This is a genomic window from Pontibacter aydingkolensis (genome assembly GCF_019443125.1).
GTDB lineage: Bacteria > Bacteroidota > Bacteroidia > Cytophagales > Hymenobacteraceae > Pontibacter > Pontibacter aydingkolensis.
Genome location: NZ_JAHYXK010000004.1, coordinates 110,872 through 126,404 on the forward strand (window position 1 = coordinate 110,872; position 15,533 = coordinate 126,404).

Consider the following 15,533-nt stretch of genomic DNA (forward strand, 5'->3'; position numbering starts at 1 on the left):
TGTGTTAGGTGTGTTTTAAAATTGCTTTTCTGAGGTCTTCAGGTGTGCCAACGTCCAGGCAAGTGCCTTTCTCAAATTCTACGCTGTGTACATTTAAACCGTTTATAATGGCTGCCTGCAATACCTGCCCCATACTTAGCTCCTGGCCACTTTTAATTATACTTTCCTGCATTTGCTGCAGGTAGTTGTGCATAAAAGCTGTAAAGGCCGGCGACCAGCAGGCAAAGGCCCAGGCATGAGTTAAGTTTGATTTGTGGGGTTTAGGATGAATACTTTTGATACTTCCATCAGGCATCACTTCCACCACATCCCATTTATCTGGATGATTTGCTTCAAAAACACCCAACACTACATCAGCTCCTGTCTCATTTTGCCTGGCTATCAGCCTCGCAAAAGCATCTGGTTTTGAGATAAGTATATCCGGGAAGCCAAACAGCACCAGTTTATCCTTGACAAACGTATAAGCCTGGTCTGAGGAGTATGGGGCTCCATAGGGCAAGCCCATCAGCAGGTATGCTACAGATAAGTTATACTTGCTGCCATCTCCAAAGTATGACGGTATATCCCATTTGCCGCTGCGAAGTATAAAGTATAAAGCCTCTGCACCACCAGCTGCCATTTGCTCTACTAAATAAGCAGAAACTACTTTAGGTTGTTTTATACTTTCACCCTCACGTTCAAAGCCAACCGGATACAATTCCTTGCTGAAAGGTAAAGGCTGCAGTCTGGTGGCAAGCCCGGCAGCAGGTATTATACCAACGATTGGCAGCGGTGTATCCATCTTAAACTAAGCGCGCACCGCAACCCTCAAAGCTACGATGCGCGACTTTTATACTTTAGGTTTATACTTTAAACAGACGGAGCTGCCTCAACTCGTGACTGATTTGACTTTTCTGTAGCATTCATGCCGAAATACTCAGCCTGTTCCTGGCGTAGTTTGTCTACCAGTCTACCTTCCGGCAAAATCACATCGTCATACGTAATTACCTGGTCTTTCGGTATATCACGCTTTAGCACACAGCCTTCGGCTACGCCAATTGGCAACAAGTTCTCAGCAGCTGTAGTGTCTGCGTTTTCGCACAGGCCGTAGGTCATATAATGGCCTATTCCATCGATTACCTGACCTGCTTTCAGGTCAGTTTTAGCAGTGGCTACTACCTCTACGTAAGGCTTCCCGATTGGCGTTAAGGCTGCATCGTTAAACAACACGGCTCTGGCTACTGTGCTTGGCACCTCAAAGTGGCATAGGTGGTATGGCGTGTAGAACAAGTATAACGGACCTTCGCCTAATTTATACAGGTTTAGGTAGTGCTGCTGCGTTGGATGGTCGTGCGTACCCAGCACAAACACACCTGGTCCTGGCTCTGCTCCTACTACGTAATCCACTATACCCGGTCCTTCCAGCACATCCTCCAGCGGATACAGGTCATTTACGCAATCTTTCAGCGAAGTGCCGCCTAATACAGTTGGCCCGTGCATGCCGCGTTTGGCAACGCGCATTCCGGTTCCGTTGGCAACAATGGCCTGCTCAAACGAGATCTTGCTGCCGTCGGCAAACGATGTTACCATAGCTGGATTCTGGCCCCACTTCTTAGCAAATCCTTCCTGCGTAGTCGGGTTACGGTACGGGTCGTGCAAGCCTTTAATGTTGCCGCATACTACCGGTTTCACGCCCAGGCCCTTTACAAAACGAACCAGGTTCATAATCACACCAGGCTGGTCGCCGTCGGCGTTCGTGAAAATTACACCGGCTTTGTCAGCGTATACTTTAAGTATCGGGCCTACTGTCCCGTCTACCTCAGCATTCATCATAATGATGTGCTTACGGTTTTCGATGGCACGCATGGCAACGTTTGTACCGAACTCAACAGCACCTGTTACCTCTATAATGGCGTCAATGCCTTCGGCTTCGCAAAGCAGCATGGCATCGTCTGTGATGCTATACTTGCCCTGGCGGATGTTTTCCTCCAGTTGGGCTACAGAGTTTACCTCCTGTATATCGGTTATGTCGGCCTCGGAGTAAGCTTGATTAGCTTTTTCGATTTTGCGGTTAGATATGGCCACCAGCTCCATGCCCTGCACATATTTACAAATCTGGAGTGCAATGCCGCGACCCATAAAACCAGCACCAACCATGGCTACTCTTACCGGGTTACCTTCAGCATGGCGTTTTGCAAGGGCGTTATCAACTAATATCATTTTATACTTTGTGTTTAAAGGGTTAAGGAAAGAAAGCTGCCGGCGCGTTGCCGGCAGCTTTCTTTTATACTTTATTGTGCTTCTGTCAGCGCTTTCTCAAAATCAGGGTGCGCCTGGTCTTTTACTGAGATAACAACCGGTTCAATTGGCCACTCAATATTAAAAGCAGGGTCGTTCCAGCGGATGCCGCGCTCTGAGCCCGGTGTATAGAACTGTGTTACCTGGTAGGTAACGTCAGTGTTATCCTCCAAGGTGATAAAGCCGTGTGCAAACCCTTCCGGTACAAACAGCATACGGTAGTTGTCGGCTGTAAGCTCTACTCCTATCCATTGCTTATACGTTTCAGAGTCTTCGCGCATGTCGATGATCACGTCGTAAATGGCACCGCGTGTGCAGCGAACCAGCTTTGTTTCTTCGTAAGGTGAGTTTTGCATGTGCATGCCACGCAAGGTGCCTTTCTTTTTATTATAGGATACGTTGGTTTGCTTAATGCCCGTGGTCATACCCAGTTCAGCAAATTCATTTTCGCAGTAAGAACGTCCGAAAAAGCCACGCTCATCCTCCAAACGCTTTACATCAATAATGTAAGCACCTTTTAGTTTTGTCTCTGTAAATATCATGCTACAGTTTATGCTGTTTGTAATTCAGATTCTTTGTTTAATGTTTTTGCTGTCTGATGTGCCCACTGCAACTGCCCATTAATTCTTTCAGACTCTTGCAGGCTTGTCAGCACTTTCAGGCGCATCAGCAACGAATTACGGAAATCACCATCCTTAAATTCCATTTCCACCAGCCCATCGCGTAGTTCCTGAATAGCTTCTTTTAAAGTATAAGTTGGCAGGTGATTTGGTGCCAGTTGCTTGTACAGGTCGAAGTTTACGCGGTAAGAGCGTTTGTCTGGCGCGGCGTCTCTATTTATATTTACCTCTGTTCCCGGAATCACATCAGCAACGGCTTCTGCCAGTTCGTGTACCTGGTAGTTCCAGTCGTTAGAACCTGTGTTTACAGCTAAAAACTCACCGCCATTGCTTACTTCTCTTGTTACAGCCCACTCAATGGCACGTGCCATGTCTCTTACGTGGATCAAAGGTCTCCAAGGCGTGCCATCGCTCAGAATGTTAATTTTGCCTGTTGCCACAGCACCTGCCACGAAGTCGTTTAGTACCAAATCAAGGCGCAATCTGTCGCTCATGCCGCAGGCTGTTGCAAAGCGCAGGCAGGTAACAGTAAAGCCATCGCCTGCAAGCGGCTCAAGTTCTTTCTCAGTTGCCACTTTAGAGCGGGCATAGGCTGTAAGCGGGTTCAGTTCAGAGTCTTCTGTTTTTGCTTGTTCAGAGGCAGCACCGTACATGCTGCAGCTCGATGCAAATACGAAGTTGCTTACCCCGGCTTCCTTGGCCAGTTTCGCAATTTTTATACTTGATTTATAGTTTACATCTAGTGTTATATCTTCGTAACGTGTACCCATCGGGTCGTTAGAGATGGCAGCCAGGTGCACCACGGCATCAATACCTTTCAGTGTTTCAGCAGTTATCTCTCTCACGTCACCAAACAGTTGCATATCCAGTTTGCTTTCCGGCAGTACAGCGGCATTAGTAAGGCAAGAGGCAAAGTAGGCCATGTCGTAGCCTATTAATGTTGCGTTAGGGTATGCCTTGCACAGTTGGTCTACCACACCTGGGCCAACATATCCCATATTTCCGGTTATCAGAATTCTCATGGTATAAAGTATAGGTTAAAGGGTTGGGTTTGTGTTCAGGGGTAATTAGTTGATGGCTTTGGACAGCATTTTGCACCATACGTTCCAAGGTGCTTCGTTCTTCTGCCATAACTCTTCCAGCACATGCTTGTCGCGCAGGGTATCCATTGGTTGCCAGAAACCAGTGTGGCGGAAAGCTGATAATTCTCCTTCTTCTGCCAGTCTTTCCATCGGTCCACGCTCCCAGATGGTGCTATCGCCTTCTATATAATCAAGCACTTGAGGTTCCAGCACAAAGAAACCACCGTTTATCCAGGGCATGTCGCCGCCGGTTGGCTTTTCTTTAAACTGGTTGATCTTCGTTACATCGGATGCAAGATTAAAGGCACCAAAACGGCCAGGCTGCTGCACTGCGGTTAAAGTGGCCAGGGTACCCTGCTGCTTATGAAATTTTACAAGCTCTGTGATATCCACGTCGCTAACGCCGTCACCATAGGTCAGGCAGAACGTATCGTTGCCGATGTAATCGCGCACACGCTTCAAACGGCCACCTGTCATGGTACCTTCTCCGGTATCTACCAGCGTAACTTTCCACGATTCGGTTTTGTTTTGATGCACCTCCATGCTGTTTTTGCGCATGTCAAAAGTTACATCAGAATTGTAAAGGCAATAATTAGCAAAATATTCTTTGATGATGTGGCTCTTATAACCGCAGCAAATAACAAAATCATTGATGCCGTGGTGAGAATATATCTTCATGATGTGCCAAAGGATCGGCTTGCCGCCTATTTCTACCATTGGCTTTGGACGCACACCGCTTTCTTCACTGATCCTGGTTCCGTAGCCACCTGCTAGTATAACTGCTTTCATCTGTATAAGGGTTAAGGGTTAATGTATCGACATTCTCTCAATGCGTAATTGAACTAAAAAACAAACGCGTTTTTTGAATGATACGGTAATTGCTATATTTTGATGTTTCTGAAGAGGATTTTTCACTAAATTTTACTTTTCCGCCTCTGCAAGTCTTTAAAAGGCATTTTTTAAAGACTTGCAGTAAAGCCCGCATCCTTTGGTATAGCATTAAAGCACTTGTGCTGGCTTTTGCTTAGATATTGCAGTAGTTTAAACCACCTGGTACTAGGGATTTTCGAAAAAGAAGTGAAGTATAGTTTACCACAGTTTACTTTAAAGCCAACCGCTTTAGAGTGATCTTTGGGTTTGTTTCTGTAAGAAAGCCTTTAACGTGAGAAGTATAAAAATACTGTTAGTGTACAGGTAACGCTTCCACAAGCGGCGCGGCTCCTGCCATAACCTATACGTCCACTCCAAAGACAGGTCTCTGGCCCACTTCGGAAGTCGCTTTTCAAGGTTAGCATAGGTCATGTAAGCCTGGCCAACCCCCAACATACAGGCATTTACCTTGCCTTTGTGATCTGCCATCCAGCGTTCCTGCTTCGGACACCCAAGCGCCACAAACACCAGGTCTGGGTTCGCCTTGTTTATCCTGTCTGTAATGGCGGTATCTTCGATGTGGTTTAGTTTACGGAAAGGCGGCGAGTAATAGCCTGCTATCTTCAGGTCTGGTAAGTCCTGCTTTGCCTTTGCAACAATAGCCTCCAGCACCTGGTCGGTAGAACCGTAGAAGTAAACCGACTTGCCTCGTATGGCCGCCTCCTGCAACAACCGGGGCAGTACATCCATGCCTGCCACGCGGTCTTGCTCCTGCCCATACATCAGTTTCATAAGCTTGGAAAGGGGCCCTCCGTCCGGAGTGGCCACATCAGCGTTGTTTAGAAGTTTATTAAATTCTTTGTCGCGGTAAGCCTCTACGAGCATGTGCGCATTGGCAAAGCATACATAAGAGGAGGCCTTGTTCTCTGTCAACCAGAAAATATGGTCGACAAAGTTATTAAACGAGCCAGCTGATATAAGGGAGTTGATCAGTTTTCGCTTCTCCTTTAAGGGTGGTTCAGCTGTGTAGGTAGTGGGTTCAGTTATATTACTAGTAAGCATTCTTCTCGCCTTTTATCATGTTCCAGACTGTCAGAAAAATTATTCTCATATCCATCATAAAGCTCCAGTTTTCCATATAGCGCACATCGTACTCTATACGTTTCTCCATTAAGCGCAGCTCCTTTGTTTCGCCTCTATAACCGCTTACCTGCGCATAGCCTGTAATGCCCGGGGTAACAAAGTGGCGCATTTTATACTTTGAAATCACTTTTGAGTAATGGTCCAACTGCGACACCAGGTTAGGGCGCGGACCTACTACTGACATGTCGCCTAGCAGTACGTTAAAGAACTGCGGAAGCTCGTCGAGGTTAGTCTTACGTAAGAATCGACCTACACGGGTAATTCTCGGATCATTTTTTGTTGCCTGCAGTTCAGTTTGGTTATTCACGTGCATCGTCCTGAACTTATAACACACAAACAATCTGTTCTTTTTGCCTGGTCTAAGCTGCTTAAAGAAAACAGGGCCCTTCGACTCAAGCCTGATCGCCAGCGCGATCAGCGGCAACAGCCACGGGAAGATCAGAAGCGACACAGCCAGCGAGAACACCACATCAAATGCACGCTTCACTACACGGTTAGAGGCAAGCTCTAAAGGCTCTTTGCGTATGCTCAGCATTGGCACGTTGTGATAGAAGTACATGTTCACGTCGCGCTGCACAATGGCACTGAAGTCAGGCACGATACGGAAGTACACAAAATTATCGTCTGCAAACTGCGACAGGTCATCAAGCTGCTTGCTATCGTTTAGCGGCAAAGTATAGTATACTTCATCAATGCTGTGCTGCAGGCAGTACTCTTTTAGATCTTCTACGTTACCTTTTACTTGGCTGTAGTATGGGCTGAGTTTATCCGGGTTATCATCAAAAAAACCCATAAACTTGGTACCAATGTTATCGTTGTTGTTAAGGGTTTGGTGCAGCGACATGCCTGCCTGGCCCGCGCCAACAATTACATACCTGGTGTGCGCCACATCCGATTTTGTGAAGTAGCCAAATACTTTTTCCAAGAGCAATCTACTAATGGTAATAAGTAAGGCAGTAGAGATATAAGTATAAAGAAGCAGTAAACGTGACAGCTGCTCCAGGTTGAATATTACGATACAACTGGCCAGTATAAAGGCATGCAGGATAAAAGCATTAATTAAGTTCGCAACTTTCTTCTCGCAGGAAAACAAGCCATCTATGCGAAAGATGAAATTCGAGAAGCCCGAAACGATCCACCACACTAATGCAAACAATACAAAGAACACACTGTACTGGTAATCAAACTCGAGGCTACCATACCTGAATAGGTTAGAAAGCTTAAAAGCGAAGGTGATGAGGGTGATATCCAGAATCAACAGTAGAACCCTGTTAAAACTGTAGTAGTGACGATATTTATTCATGATTAGGCGTGTAATTTTGCTGTCATACTAAAAGAAACTTAATTTCCTATCTATACTTAGCCAATAACCTTGTTTCTTCCCCACATTACCAGACCACATCAGCGCTGTGTCTTTTAGTTTACAAATATTAAAATAATTAAATATTTATATTTACTTCTCAGGATTTATTCAGAAAATAGGTTTTGGCTATGTTTAGATAACCAACACCTTAAATTACGGAGGAAGGATTCTGAAAGTTTATAATTTTGCCAATATCTATTAAAAAAACTTAATTTTATAATATTACAAAATAACCATACTTATATATTCTAATTGCTTCATCAGAAGCCTTTTTAGGCTTAAACAATTCAATAAATCCGTCAAAAACAAGCTATTGCAAACAGCCAAAATTTCTTGCACTTTTTCTAATTTTGCCAGAATCAATATAAAATCAGAAAAAACAGCTGTCCATTTTATTTTAAAACATACCCGTGCTTCTTAAGCAAAATCGGCTATGAAACAAAATATACCTAAAGTACTATATTTAAAGCAGCATTTATATACTACAATCTTAATTATGACTCAAAACATCTTAAAATAATTCATTTATGACAGTAGAGTTATACTTAAAATACAACTACTACCCTGAAGTATTGGAGATAATTTAAGCTTCCTAAAAGAAAAATAGTCAGTTTATGAACTTATTTAATCAGTTAACTATTCTACAAAAACATTAATTATTAACGGATTAGAGTTAATTTACAGCATTAAAATTCTAATTTTATCAAAATATTGAATTTTAGAACTACAATACCTTAAAAAACATCAGGCTATCAATATTACAATTTATATGTTACACCTATACTTCGCTACATTTTTACACATCTGCACTAAAAGCAGGGGTGGTTGAGTAGAATTTGTGTTCAACCTTACTTCAATTCTGTAACAAGGCTTACGCCTGGAACTACTATTGAAATTCTGCCTCCAGCCCTATTGCTGCTACTAAACAGCTTGCCAAGCTACTGAGTGAGCCATGCACTCAAACTAAAATGCTTAACCACAACAGCAAACTTTTTACAGCTTTTAGCCATGAAGCCATTTTTAGCCAGTTTTCTGCTGCCTTTGATCTTTGCCCTTAATGGGTTTTGGTTTAATTCTGCACTATCAACAGAAGATAAAGCATCTATAACTTTTTCGGGAGAGAAAGTAACAGGCAAAACAGCCAGTAGCCCGTTAACTGCAAGTACAACATCAGCTGTATCCAATTCCCTGCCTGGTTCTCAGGCCACTGTTAATTGTAGTGCAGACGCCAGCATTGCCAACACTAACTATAACAAGAGTTTTACTTACTGTAGCTACAGCAACAGCGGCAACACCATTTCTGTCCGGTTCGATTTTGAGAACACCTCCAAAACAAAGGCCAACAACAAAGCCTACAGGATTGAATGGGGTGACGGCACCAGCAGCACTTTTGGTCCGGAGTTCGACAAGACCAGCCATACTTACGTTACAAACAAAGCCACCTCCTATCCGCTACGCTTAACTGTAACCGGCGCGGACGGCTGCGAAAAAACCGAGCAGAAAACGGTTTACATTGGCAGCAATCCCAATGTGCTGGTAGACTTGGGCGGAAACTCTTTTTCCTGTGCTCCTGCAAAGTATGACATAATTGTGAGCCGCTTCGAGAACAATCCGGAAAATACGGTTTATACTTTTACTATCAACGATGGCACGCCTTCTTTTACTCGCACACACAAGCAGCTTTTAGAGAACCCGGTAATACAGCACACTTTCACGGAGGCATCTCCTGTGGGTGGTTTCTCTGTAAGTTGCCGGGCATCGAACGATTGTAGTTTTTCCGAGAATACCTGGAGAGGCATACGCGTGAGTAAAGGACCTCAGGCTGAGATTGGTGTACAGAAAACAAGTAAATGTGTTGGCCAGGAGATCATACTTCAGGACAAAACCACAAGCGGCTACGATGGCTACGGCGCCAACATGCCACACATTGCCGAATGGGAAATAAGCCCTGCCACCGGATGGGAAATGATCAAAAATGAAGGCGGCGTACGCATTGTGTTCACACAGCCCGGAAAGTATAAAGTAAAGCTTACCGCATCTCCTGAAGACCCGGGAACCACCTGCGAGGCCAGCTCAAAAGAGATGGAGTTTGATATTACGGCTCCTCCGGTCGCAAATTTCAGCTTAACTCCAGATCCAGCTAATAACTGCGTTAATAATGCTGTGAAGGCAACCAACAACTCTAAGGGTGAGAATATAAGCTACCAGTGGGCCGTAACCGATGCCAAAGGTCAGGCTGTTAGTAACTGGGGCTCGATTTCAGGCGGTGCAACTGCCAAGGATCCGGTATTTAACTTTACAAAGCCAGGCAACTACAACATTACCCTTACGGCAGATAATGGCTGCTTGCCTAGCACTAAAACAGAAAACATCACGATCAAGGGCAAGCCTATTGCCACACTTCCTGCTGCCCAGGCCTACTGTGATGCACAGGTAATCAGCTTCAGCGAAGACAACGCGAAACACCAGCCTGCTTTTGATCCGAATTTTGGTACCATTACCGGCTATAACTGGGAGGTAAAAGTAGTATCGGGCCAGGGCAACTATACTTTTGAGAACGCTACAAACAGCAGTTCAAAGTATCCGGCTATCACCTTTAAGACACCTGCTGTTTACGAAGTATGGGCCTATGCCATAAACGAGTGCGGGCAGTCCTCTGCTCCTGCCGTGCAGAAGATCACTATCAATCCGTTGCCAGAGCTGGTAGCAAGTTCTCCTAAAAAGGCTATCTGCTTCGGCGAAAGCACCACCATCAGCGTGACAGGTGCAGATACCTACACCTGGTCACCGGCCACAGGGCTTAGCGCCACAACCGGCAACAGCGTAACGGCCAAACCAACCGAAACCACAACCTATACTATAACAGGCACCAACAGCAGCACAGGCTGCACCAGCATTACCACTTATACAGTTATTGCTAACCCACTACCAGTTGTTACGGTAACATCAGATAAGGCAGCTCTTTGCCAGGGCCAGGATGAGACCATACTTACTGCAAGCGGCGGCGATACCTATACCTGGGCACCTGCCACTGGCCTGAGTGCTACTACAGGAGCCTCTGTTACAGCCTCTCCAGCTGCCACTACAACCTATACTGTAACAGGCTATAATACTGAAACAGGCTGCTCCAGCACTAAAACCATAATAATTACAGTAAACGATTTGCCACAGATAAATGCAGGCAGCGACATAAGTGTTTGTAACAACCCGGTCCCTATTAAACTAACCGGCAACCCGGCTGGGGGTGCCTGGTCCGGAGCAAACGTAACTGCCGATGGCACCTTTACACCTCCATCAGAAACAGGAAAGTATGAACTGACCTATACTTATACCAATAGCCTGAGCTGCAGCAACTCCGACAAAATGGTGGTTACTGTAGAAGAAGCCCCTGTTGCCAACGCTGGTACCGATAAAGTGGTTTGCCTTAACTCAGGCAGCTTTAACTTAACGGCATTACCGGCTGGTGGCATCTGGTCTGGCCAGCATGTAACGGCAGCGGGTACATTTACGCCTTCTGCAGTGGGTATCTTTACTTTGATCTATACTTATGGCACCGGCAGTTGCCGAACTACAGATGAGGTGCAGGTAACGGTAAATGCCTTGCCAACTGCACCAGTTGCCTCAGGCACGACTATCTGCCCTGGCTTTAGCACAACGTTACAAGTACAGAGCCCAACGGGCACTATACGTTGGTTTGATTCGGCTTCAGGCGGTAATAAAGTAGGCGAAGGCGATATATACACTACTCCTTTACTGCAGCAAACTAGATCTTATTTTGTAGAAACAACCATAGAAGGAGGTTGCACCAGCACACGCCGTGAGGTTAAAGTTACTGTTCGCCCTGCCACCCCTGCCCCGGTTGTGCAGCCGGTTATACTTTGCGGCACCGGCAACAAAGCTATACTTGTGGCAGAGGGAAATGCAACCAGCTACCAATGGTTCGAAACAGCCACTAGTACTGATATCATCTCTTCGGACAGGACTTTTGATGCAGGCGTTGTTAATAACAGCAGATCATACTTTGTACAGGCTATTATCGACGGTTGTATCAGCCCGAGAACAGAGGCAAAAATAGAAGTACATCCTATGTTAAGCAACAATACCTTAACAGGTGTTCCTACAATTTGTGCCGGTCAAAGGCCTGTAACTATACTTGGCTCAACCCCTGCAGGTGGTAACGAAGTTTATACTTACGAGTGGGAAAGCAGCATTGAAAGTGCTACTACAGGCTTTACGAAGATCAACGGCGCTACCCAGGAAGACCATACACCAGATGTTTTAACAAGAACTACCTGGTTCAGAAGAACCGTTAAATCCGCCAGCTGCTCCAGCATTTCTGATGCTATAGCAGTAAAGGTTACTCCTGTTATCTCTAACAATACAGTTAAGACCAGCACCAATACCATTATCTGCGAAAACAGCATTGCCGATGAAATAAGTGGCTCTCAGCCTGAAGGCGGAAGCGGCACCTATACTTACCTTTGGGAGATTAGCACGGCTGGTGCAGAGGGTCCTTACAAGGCAGCTAACAGCACAAACGATCAGCCGAACTACAATCCGGGGGCATTAGCTTCGACTACATGGTTTAGAAGAGTTGTTACTTCCGGCACTTGCAATAACCATTACAGCCAGCCGGTAAAGATCACGGTATACAAGCCAATTACGAATAACACCATCACTGGAGAGGCAACAATCTGCGAAGCCGAGACACCAGCTGTACTTCAGGGCTCACAGCCTGCTGAGGGAAATGGCAATTATATGTACCGCTGGGAGATGAGCCACGATGGCACCAACTTCCAGGCAGCGATTGGCGATAACAATGGCATTAACTATGGTACAGGACCGTTAACCACCACCACATACTTCAGACGTGTAGTGAGCGGTGGGCCGTGCGGTACTAATGTGAGCAATACGGTAACAGTTACAGTTAATCCACGCATCCAGCATAACAGTATTACTGCGGTTGCACCAATCTGTAGCGGACAGCAGGCACCTATACTTAACCCAACTGCATCTATTACTGGTGGCAATAGCACCTATACTTATAAATGGCTTTTCAGCACGAACGGCGCCAACGGTAACTATACTACCGCACCGGGCAACAACATGGAGGCAAGTTACAACCCAGGCATACTTACCCAGACAACCTGGTATAAGCGTGAAGTAATATCAGGCGCCTGCAGCAGCACATCTACGGTAGTGGAGATAACGGTAAATTCATTACCTGTTGCTCCTACTGTAAACCCGGTTACGATCTGCGAAAACACAAAAGCAACCTTGAGTGTGGTAGCGACCAGCGGCACTTATAAATGGTATACCTCGGCCAGTGCTACAGATGCTGTACATACTGGAATGAGCTATACAACTTCAGAACTTACTGCTAACACTACTTACTATGTAGAGTCGGTGAGCACAAACGGTTGCGGCAGCCCGCAAAGAACAGCTGTAACAGTTACGGTAAACAAGAACATCAGCAACAATACCATTACAGCACCGGCACAGCAGCCAATTTGCGCAGGTCAGGTGCCAGGTATGATCTCTGGCTCTCAGCCGGAAAATGGCAACGGTGCTTATACTTTCCGTTGGGAGCGCAGCACTACTGGCCCTGACAATGGTTTTACAAGTATAACTGGTACCACAGCAGCTACTTACCAGCCACAGGCCTTAAGCACGACTACCTGGTTCAGGAGAGTGGTGATGTCTGGTCCATGCGCTGAAAGTATAAGCCCTGCCGTAAAGATTGAAGTAGTACCGGTTATCAGCAATAACAGCATTACAGCAGCACAAACAATCTGCGAAGGCGACGTACCGGCAGCCTTTACAGGTACTGCCCCGGCTGGTGGCAACAACACCTATACCTACTTATGGCAAAGCAGCACCGATGGCAGCATCTTTACAGCAGCCGCAGGCGTGAACAATGCTCAAAACTATATTAATCCTGCCGCTCTTACACAAACTACCTGGTACAGAAGAGTTGTCTCTTCAGGCCCATGCCAGCAGGATGTGAGTGCAGCGGTTAAAGTAACGGTACAGCCGGCTATTACAGGAAACACACTTACATCTGGTGATCAGACAATTTGCGCGGGTGCTATTCCGTCAAGTATAACGGGTACTGTTCCAAAAGGCGGAAATAATACCTACACATACAACTGGGAGGTCAGCTCAGACGGCATTAGCTTTACCGATGCCCCGGGAACGCGCACTAATGCAGCATATCAGCCGCAGGCACTTAACCAGAACACCTGGTTCCGCAGAAAAGTAGAATCGGGAAACTGCGAGAGTTATTCTGATGCCATCAAGATAACTGTAAACGCTACAATTGCAGCCAACGAAATTTCCGAAAGCCAGACAATTTGTACAGATACGGCCCCACAGCCACTGCAGGGTTCGCAGCCAACCGGAGGCACAGGAAGCTATACTTACCGTTGGGAGTACTCTACTACTGGTGCCAACGCAACAGACTTCAAAGCAGTGGCATCAAACGGTACAAGTATAAACTATGCCCCAGCTGAGCTTTCCACTACTACCTGGTTCAGACGTGCGGTTACCTCTGGCGCCTGCTCTATGGTATCGAATGTGGTAAAAGTGGAAGTAAATCCGCTTATCAGCAAGAATATTGTAACGCTTTCGCAGAGCATTTACTCCGGTCAGGTTCCGGCACCACTTACTGGCTCTGCACCAGCTGGAGGTAACAGCACTTATACTTACCTGTGGCAGTACAGCGAAAATGGCACCGACTTTATGCCTGCAGCTGCTCCGAACACTGGCAAGAACTACGCGCCGGGTGCCTTGACAAAAGATACCTGGTACAGAAGAATAGTATACTCTGGCGGTTGTGAGCATGTATCTGATCCGGTTAAGATAACGGTTACACCTGCCGTTGGCAACAACAACATACAGGCAGACCAGGTAATTTGCTTTGGTAACAAACCGGCTACGCTAACAGGCACAACGCCAGCCGGCGGCGAGGGAGACTATACGTTTATCTGGCAGCAAAGCACTACCGGCCCGGATGCCGGCTGGACTACGGCTACAGGCACAAGCAATACGCAGAACTATAACCCGCCGGCGCTGAGCCAGCATACCTGGTACCGTCGCGTTGTTATCTCAGGCCCTAACACAAGTACAAGTGCAGCGGTGATGGTTACGGTGAAGCCGGCCATGAGCAACAACAAGATCAGCACCAGCCAGACCATATGCTTTAACACAGCGCCATCTACCATAACAGGCACTTTGCCTACTGGTGGCAGCGGCACTTATACTTACCTGTGGGAGATCAGCACGGAAGGCCCGGATAAAGGCTATACTACAGCACCTGGTGCCAACAACAGGCAGGATTACAGCAGTAATTCCCTTACAAAAACAGTGTGGCTCCGCCGCGTAGTTACGTCCGAGTCGTGTGATAGACTGGTGAGTGAGGCAGTGAAAATAACCGTTACGCCTTTGCCGAAGGCACCAACAGCTAAAGGAACAGTTATATGTGCAGGTTCCAGGGCAACACTTACAGCTACAGGAGAAGGTGGCAGCCTGGAGTGGTTCGCCAGCGCAGCAGGCGGTAACCCCATTGCAACAGGCAGCAGCTATACTACGCCGATACTGCAGCACAACACAAGCTATTATGTGCAGGAGGTGTCGCAATCGTGCGCCAGTGAGCGCAGAGAAGTTAAGGTAACCGTACAGGAACCAAGTGCCAGCGCAGGCATGGACCTTACTGTAGTAAAAGGCAGAAGCGTGGAGCTGCAGGCAACCGGAGGAGTGAAGTATACCTGGTCGCCGGCAGAGACCCTAAGCAACCCGAATTTAGCTAACCCAACTGCGTCACCGGAAACAACTACCACTTATACTGTTACAGTAGAGACAGAAGGTGGCTGTGTATTCACGGATCAGGTTGTTGTAACCGTGCTGCCGCATGTTTTTGTGCCAAATACCTTTACTCCGAACCGTGACGGTGTGAACGATATGTGGGAGATTCTGAACATTGAGAAGTATCCTAACTGCAAAGTACAGGTGTTTAACCAGTGGGGCAACCAGGTGTTTGTGTCTGATGGGTACAAGCAGCCATGGGATGGCCTTCATCAAGGTAAAGAATTGCCGATAGCCACTTACTATTACATCATTCAATTAGACAGAACAGAAAAGCCAATATCCGGCAGCGTAACCATTGTTAAGTAAAGCAAC

The 15,533-nt window shown here is 46.4% G+C and carries 8 protein-coding genes; 1 reads left to right on the forward strand and 7 read right to left on the reverse strand.

Translation table 11 applies throughout. The features are described from left to right. Positions 1 to 4 precede the first annotated feature (4 nt). The 7 genes from K0O23_RS06625 to K0O23_RS06655 all read right to left on the reverse strand — a co-directional run bounded on the left by K0O23_RS06625 (position 5) and on the right by K0O23_RS06655 (position 7,295). Entirely contained in the window at positions 5 to 781 is a 777-nt protein-coding gene (locus K0O23_RS06625) for a nucleotidyltransferase family protein (RefSeq protein ID WP_219876617.1), read from the reverse strand. Between the two features lie 68 nt (positions 782 to 849). Then, positions 850 to 2,199, reverse strand: a complete 1,350-nt coding sequence (locus K0O23_RS06630) for an NAD(P)H-dependent oxidoreductase (protein ID WP_219876618.1) — start codon at positions 2,197 to 2,199, stop codon at positions 850 to 852. Positions 2,200 to 2,270: 71 nt separating this feature from the next. Continuing rightward, the gene (rfbC, locus tag K0O23_RS06635) at positions 2,271 to 2,819 is read right to left on the reverse strand and encodes a dTDP-4-dehydrorhamnose 3,5-epimerase (protein ID WP_219876619.1); all 549 of its coding nucleotides are present in this window, start codon (positions 2,817 to 2,819) and stop codon (positions 2,271 to 2,273) included. Between the two features lie 8 nt (positions 2,820 to 2,827). Then, positions 2,828 to 3,919, reverse strand: a complete 1,092-nt coding sequence (locus K0O23_RS06640; RefSeq protein WP_219876620.1) for an NAD-dependent epimerase/dehydratase family protein — start codon at positions 3,917 to 3,919, stop codon at positions 2,828 to 2,830. Positions 3,920 to 3,964: 45 nt separating this feature from the next. Then, the gene (gene rfbF / locus K0O23_RS06645; protein WP_219876621.1) at positions 3,965 to 4,768 is read right to left on the reverse strand and encodes a glucose-1-phosphate cytidylyltransferase; all 804 of its coding nucleotides are present in this window, start codon (positions 4,766 to 4,768) and stop codon (positions 3,965 to 3,967) included. A gap of 330 nt (positions 4,769 to 5,098) precedes the next feature. After that, entirely contained in the window at positions 5,099 to 5,911 is an 813-nt protein-coding gene (locus tag K0O23_RS06650; RefSeq protein WP_219876622.1) for a WecB/TagA/CpsF family glycosyltransferase, read from the reverse strand. After that, complete coding sequence (locus K0O23_RS06655; RefSeq protein ID WP_219876623.1) at positions 5,901 to 7,295, reverse strand: undecaprenyl-phosphate glucose phosphotransferase; 1,395 nt, start codon at positions 7,293 to 7,295, stop codon at positions 5,901 to 5,903. Before K0O23_RS06655 ends, K0O23_RS06650 begins: the two co-directional genes overlap by 11 nt. Before the next feature lie 1,068 nt (positions 7,296 to 8,363). Between K0O23_RS06655 and K0O23_RS06660 the strand changes: the two genes are divergently transcribed. After that, positions 8,364 to 15,527, forward strand: a complete 7,164-nt coding sequence (locus tag K0O23_RS06660) for a gliding motility-associated C-terminal domain-containing protein (RefSeq protein WP_219876624.1) — start codon at positions 8,364 to 8,366, stop codon at positions 15,525 to 15,527. The last annotated feature ends 6 nt before the right edge of the window (positions 15,528 to 15,533 follow it).

Coding starts and splice junctions, on each gene's coding strand:
- K0O23_RS06625 (WP_219876617.1), bottom strand. CDS start 781: ATGGATACACCGCTGCCAATCGTTGGTATAATACCTGCTGCCGGGCTT.
- K0O23_RS06630 (WP_219876618.1), bottom strand. CDS start 2,199: ATGATATTAGTTGATAACGCCCTTGCAAAACGCCATGCTGAAGGTAAC.
- rfbC (WP_219876619.1), bottom strand. CDS start 2,819: ATGATATTTACAGAGACAAAACTAAAAGGTGCTTACATTATTGATGTA.
- K0O23_RS06640 (WP_219876620.1), bottom strand. CDS start 3,919: ATGAGAATTCTGATAACCGGAAATATGGGATATGTTGGCCCAGGTGTG.
- rfbF (WP_219876621.1), bottom strand. CDS start 4,768: ATGAAAGCAGTTATACTAGCAGGTGGCTACGGAACCAGGATCAGTGAA.
- K0O23_RS06650 (WP_219876622.1), bottom strand. CDS start 5,911: ATGCTTACTAGTAATATAACTGAACCCACTACCTACACAGCTGAACCA.
- K0O23_RS06655 (WP_219876623.1), bottom strand. CDS start 7,295: ATGAATAAATATCGTCACTACTACAGTTTTAACAGGGTTCTACTGTTG.
- K0O23_RS06660 (WP_219876624.1), top strand. CDS start 8,364: ATGAAGCCATTTTTAGCCAGTTTTCTGCTGCCTTTGATCTTTGCCCTT.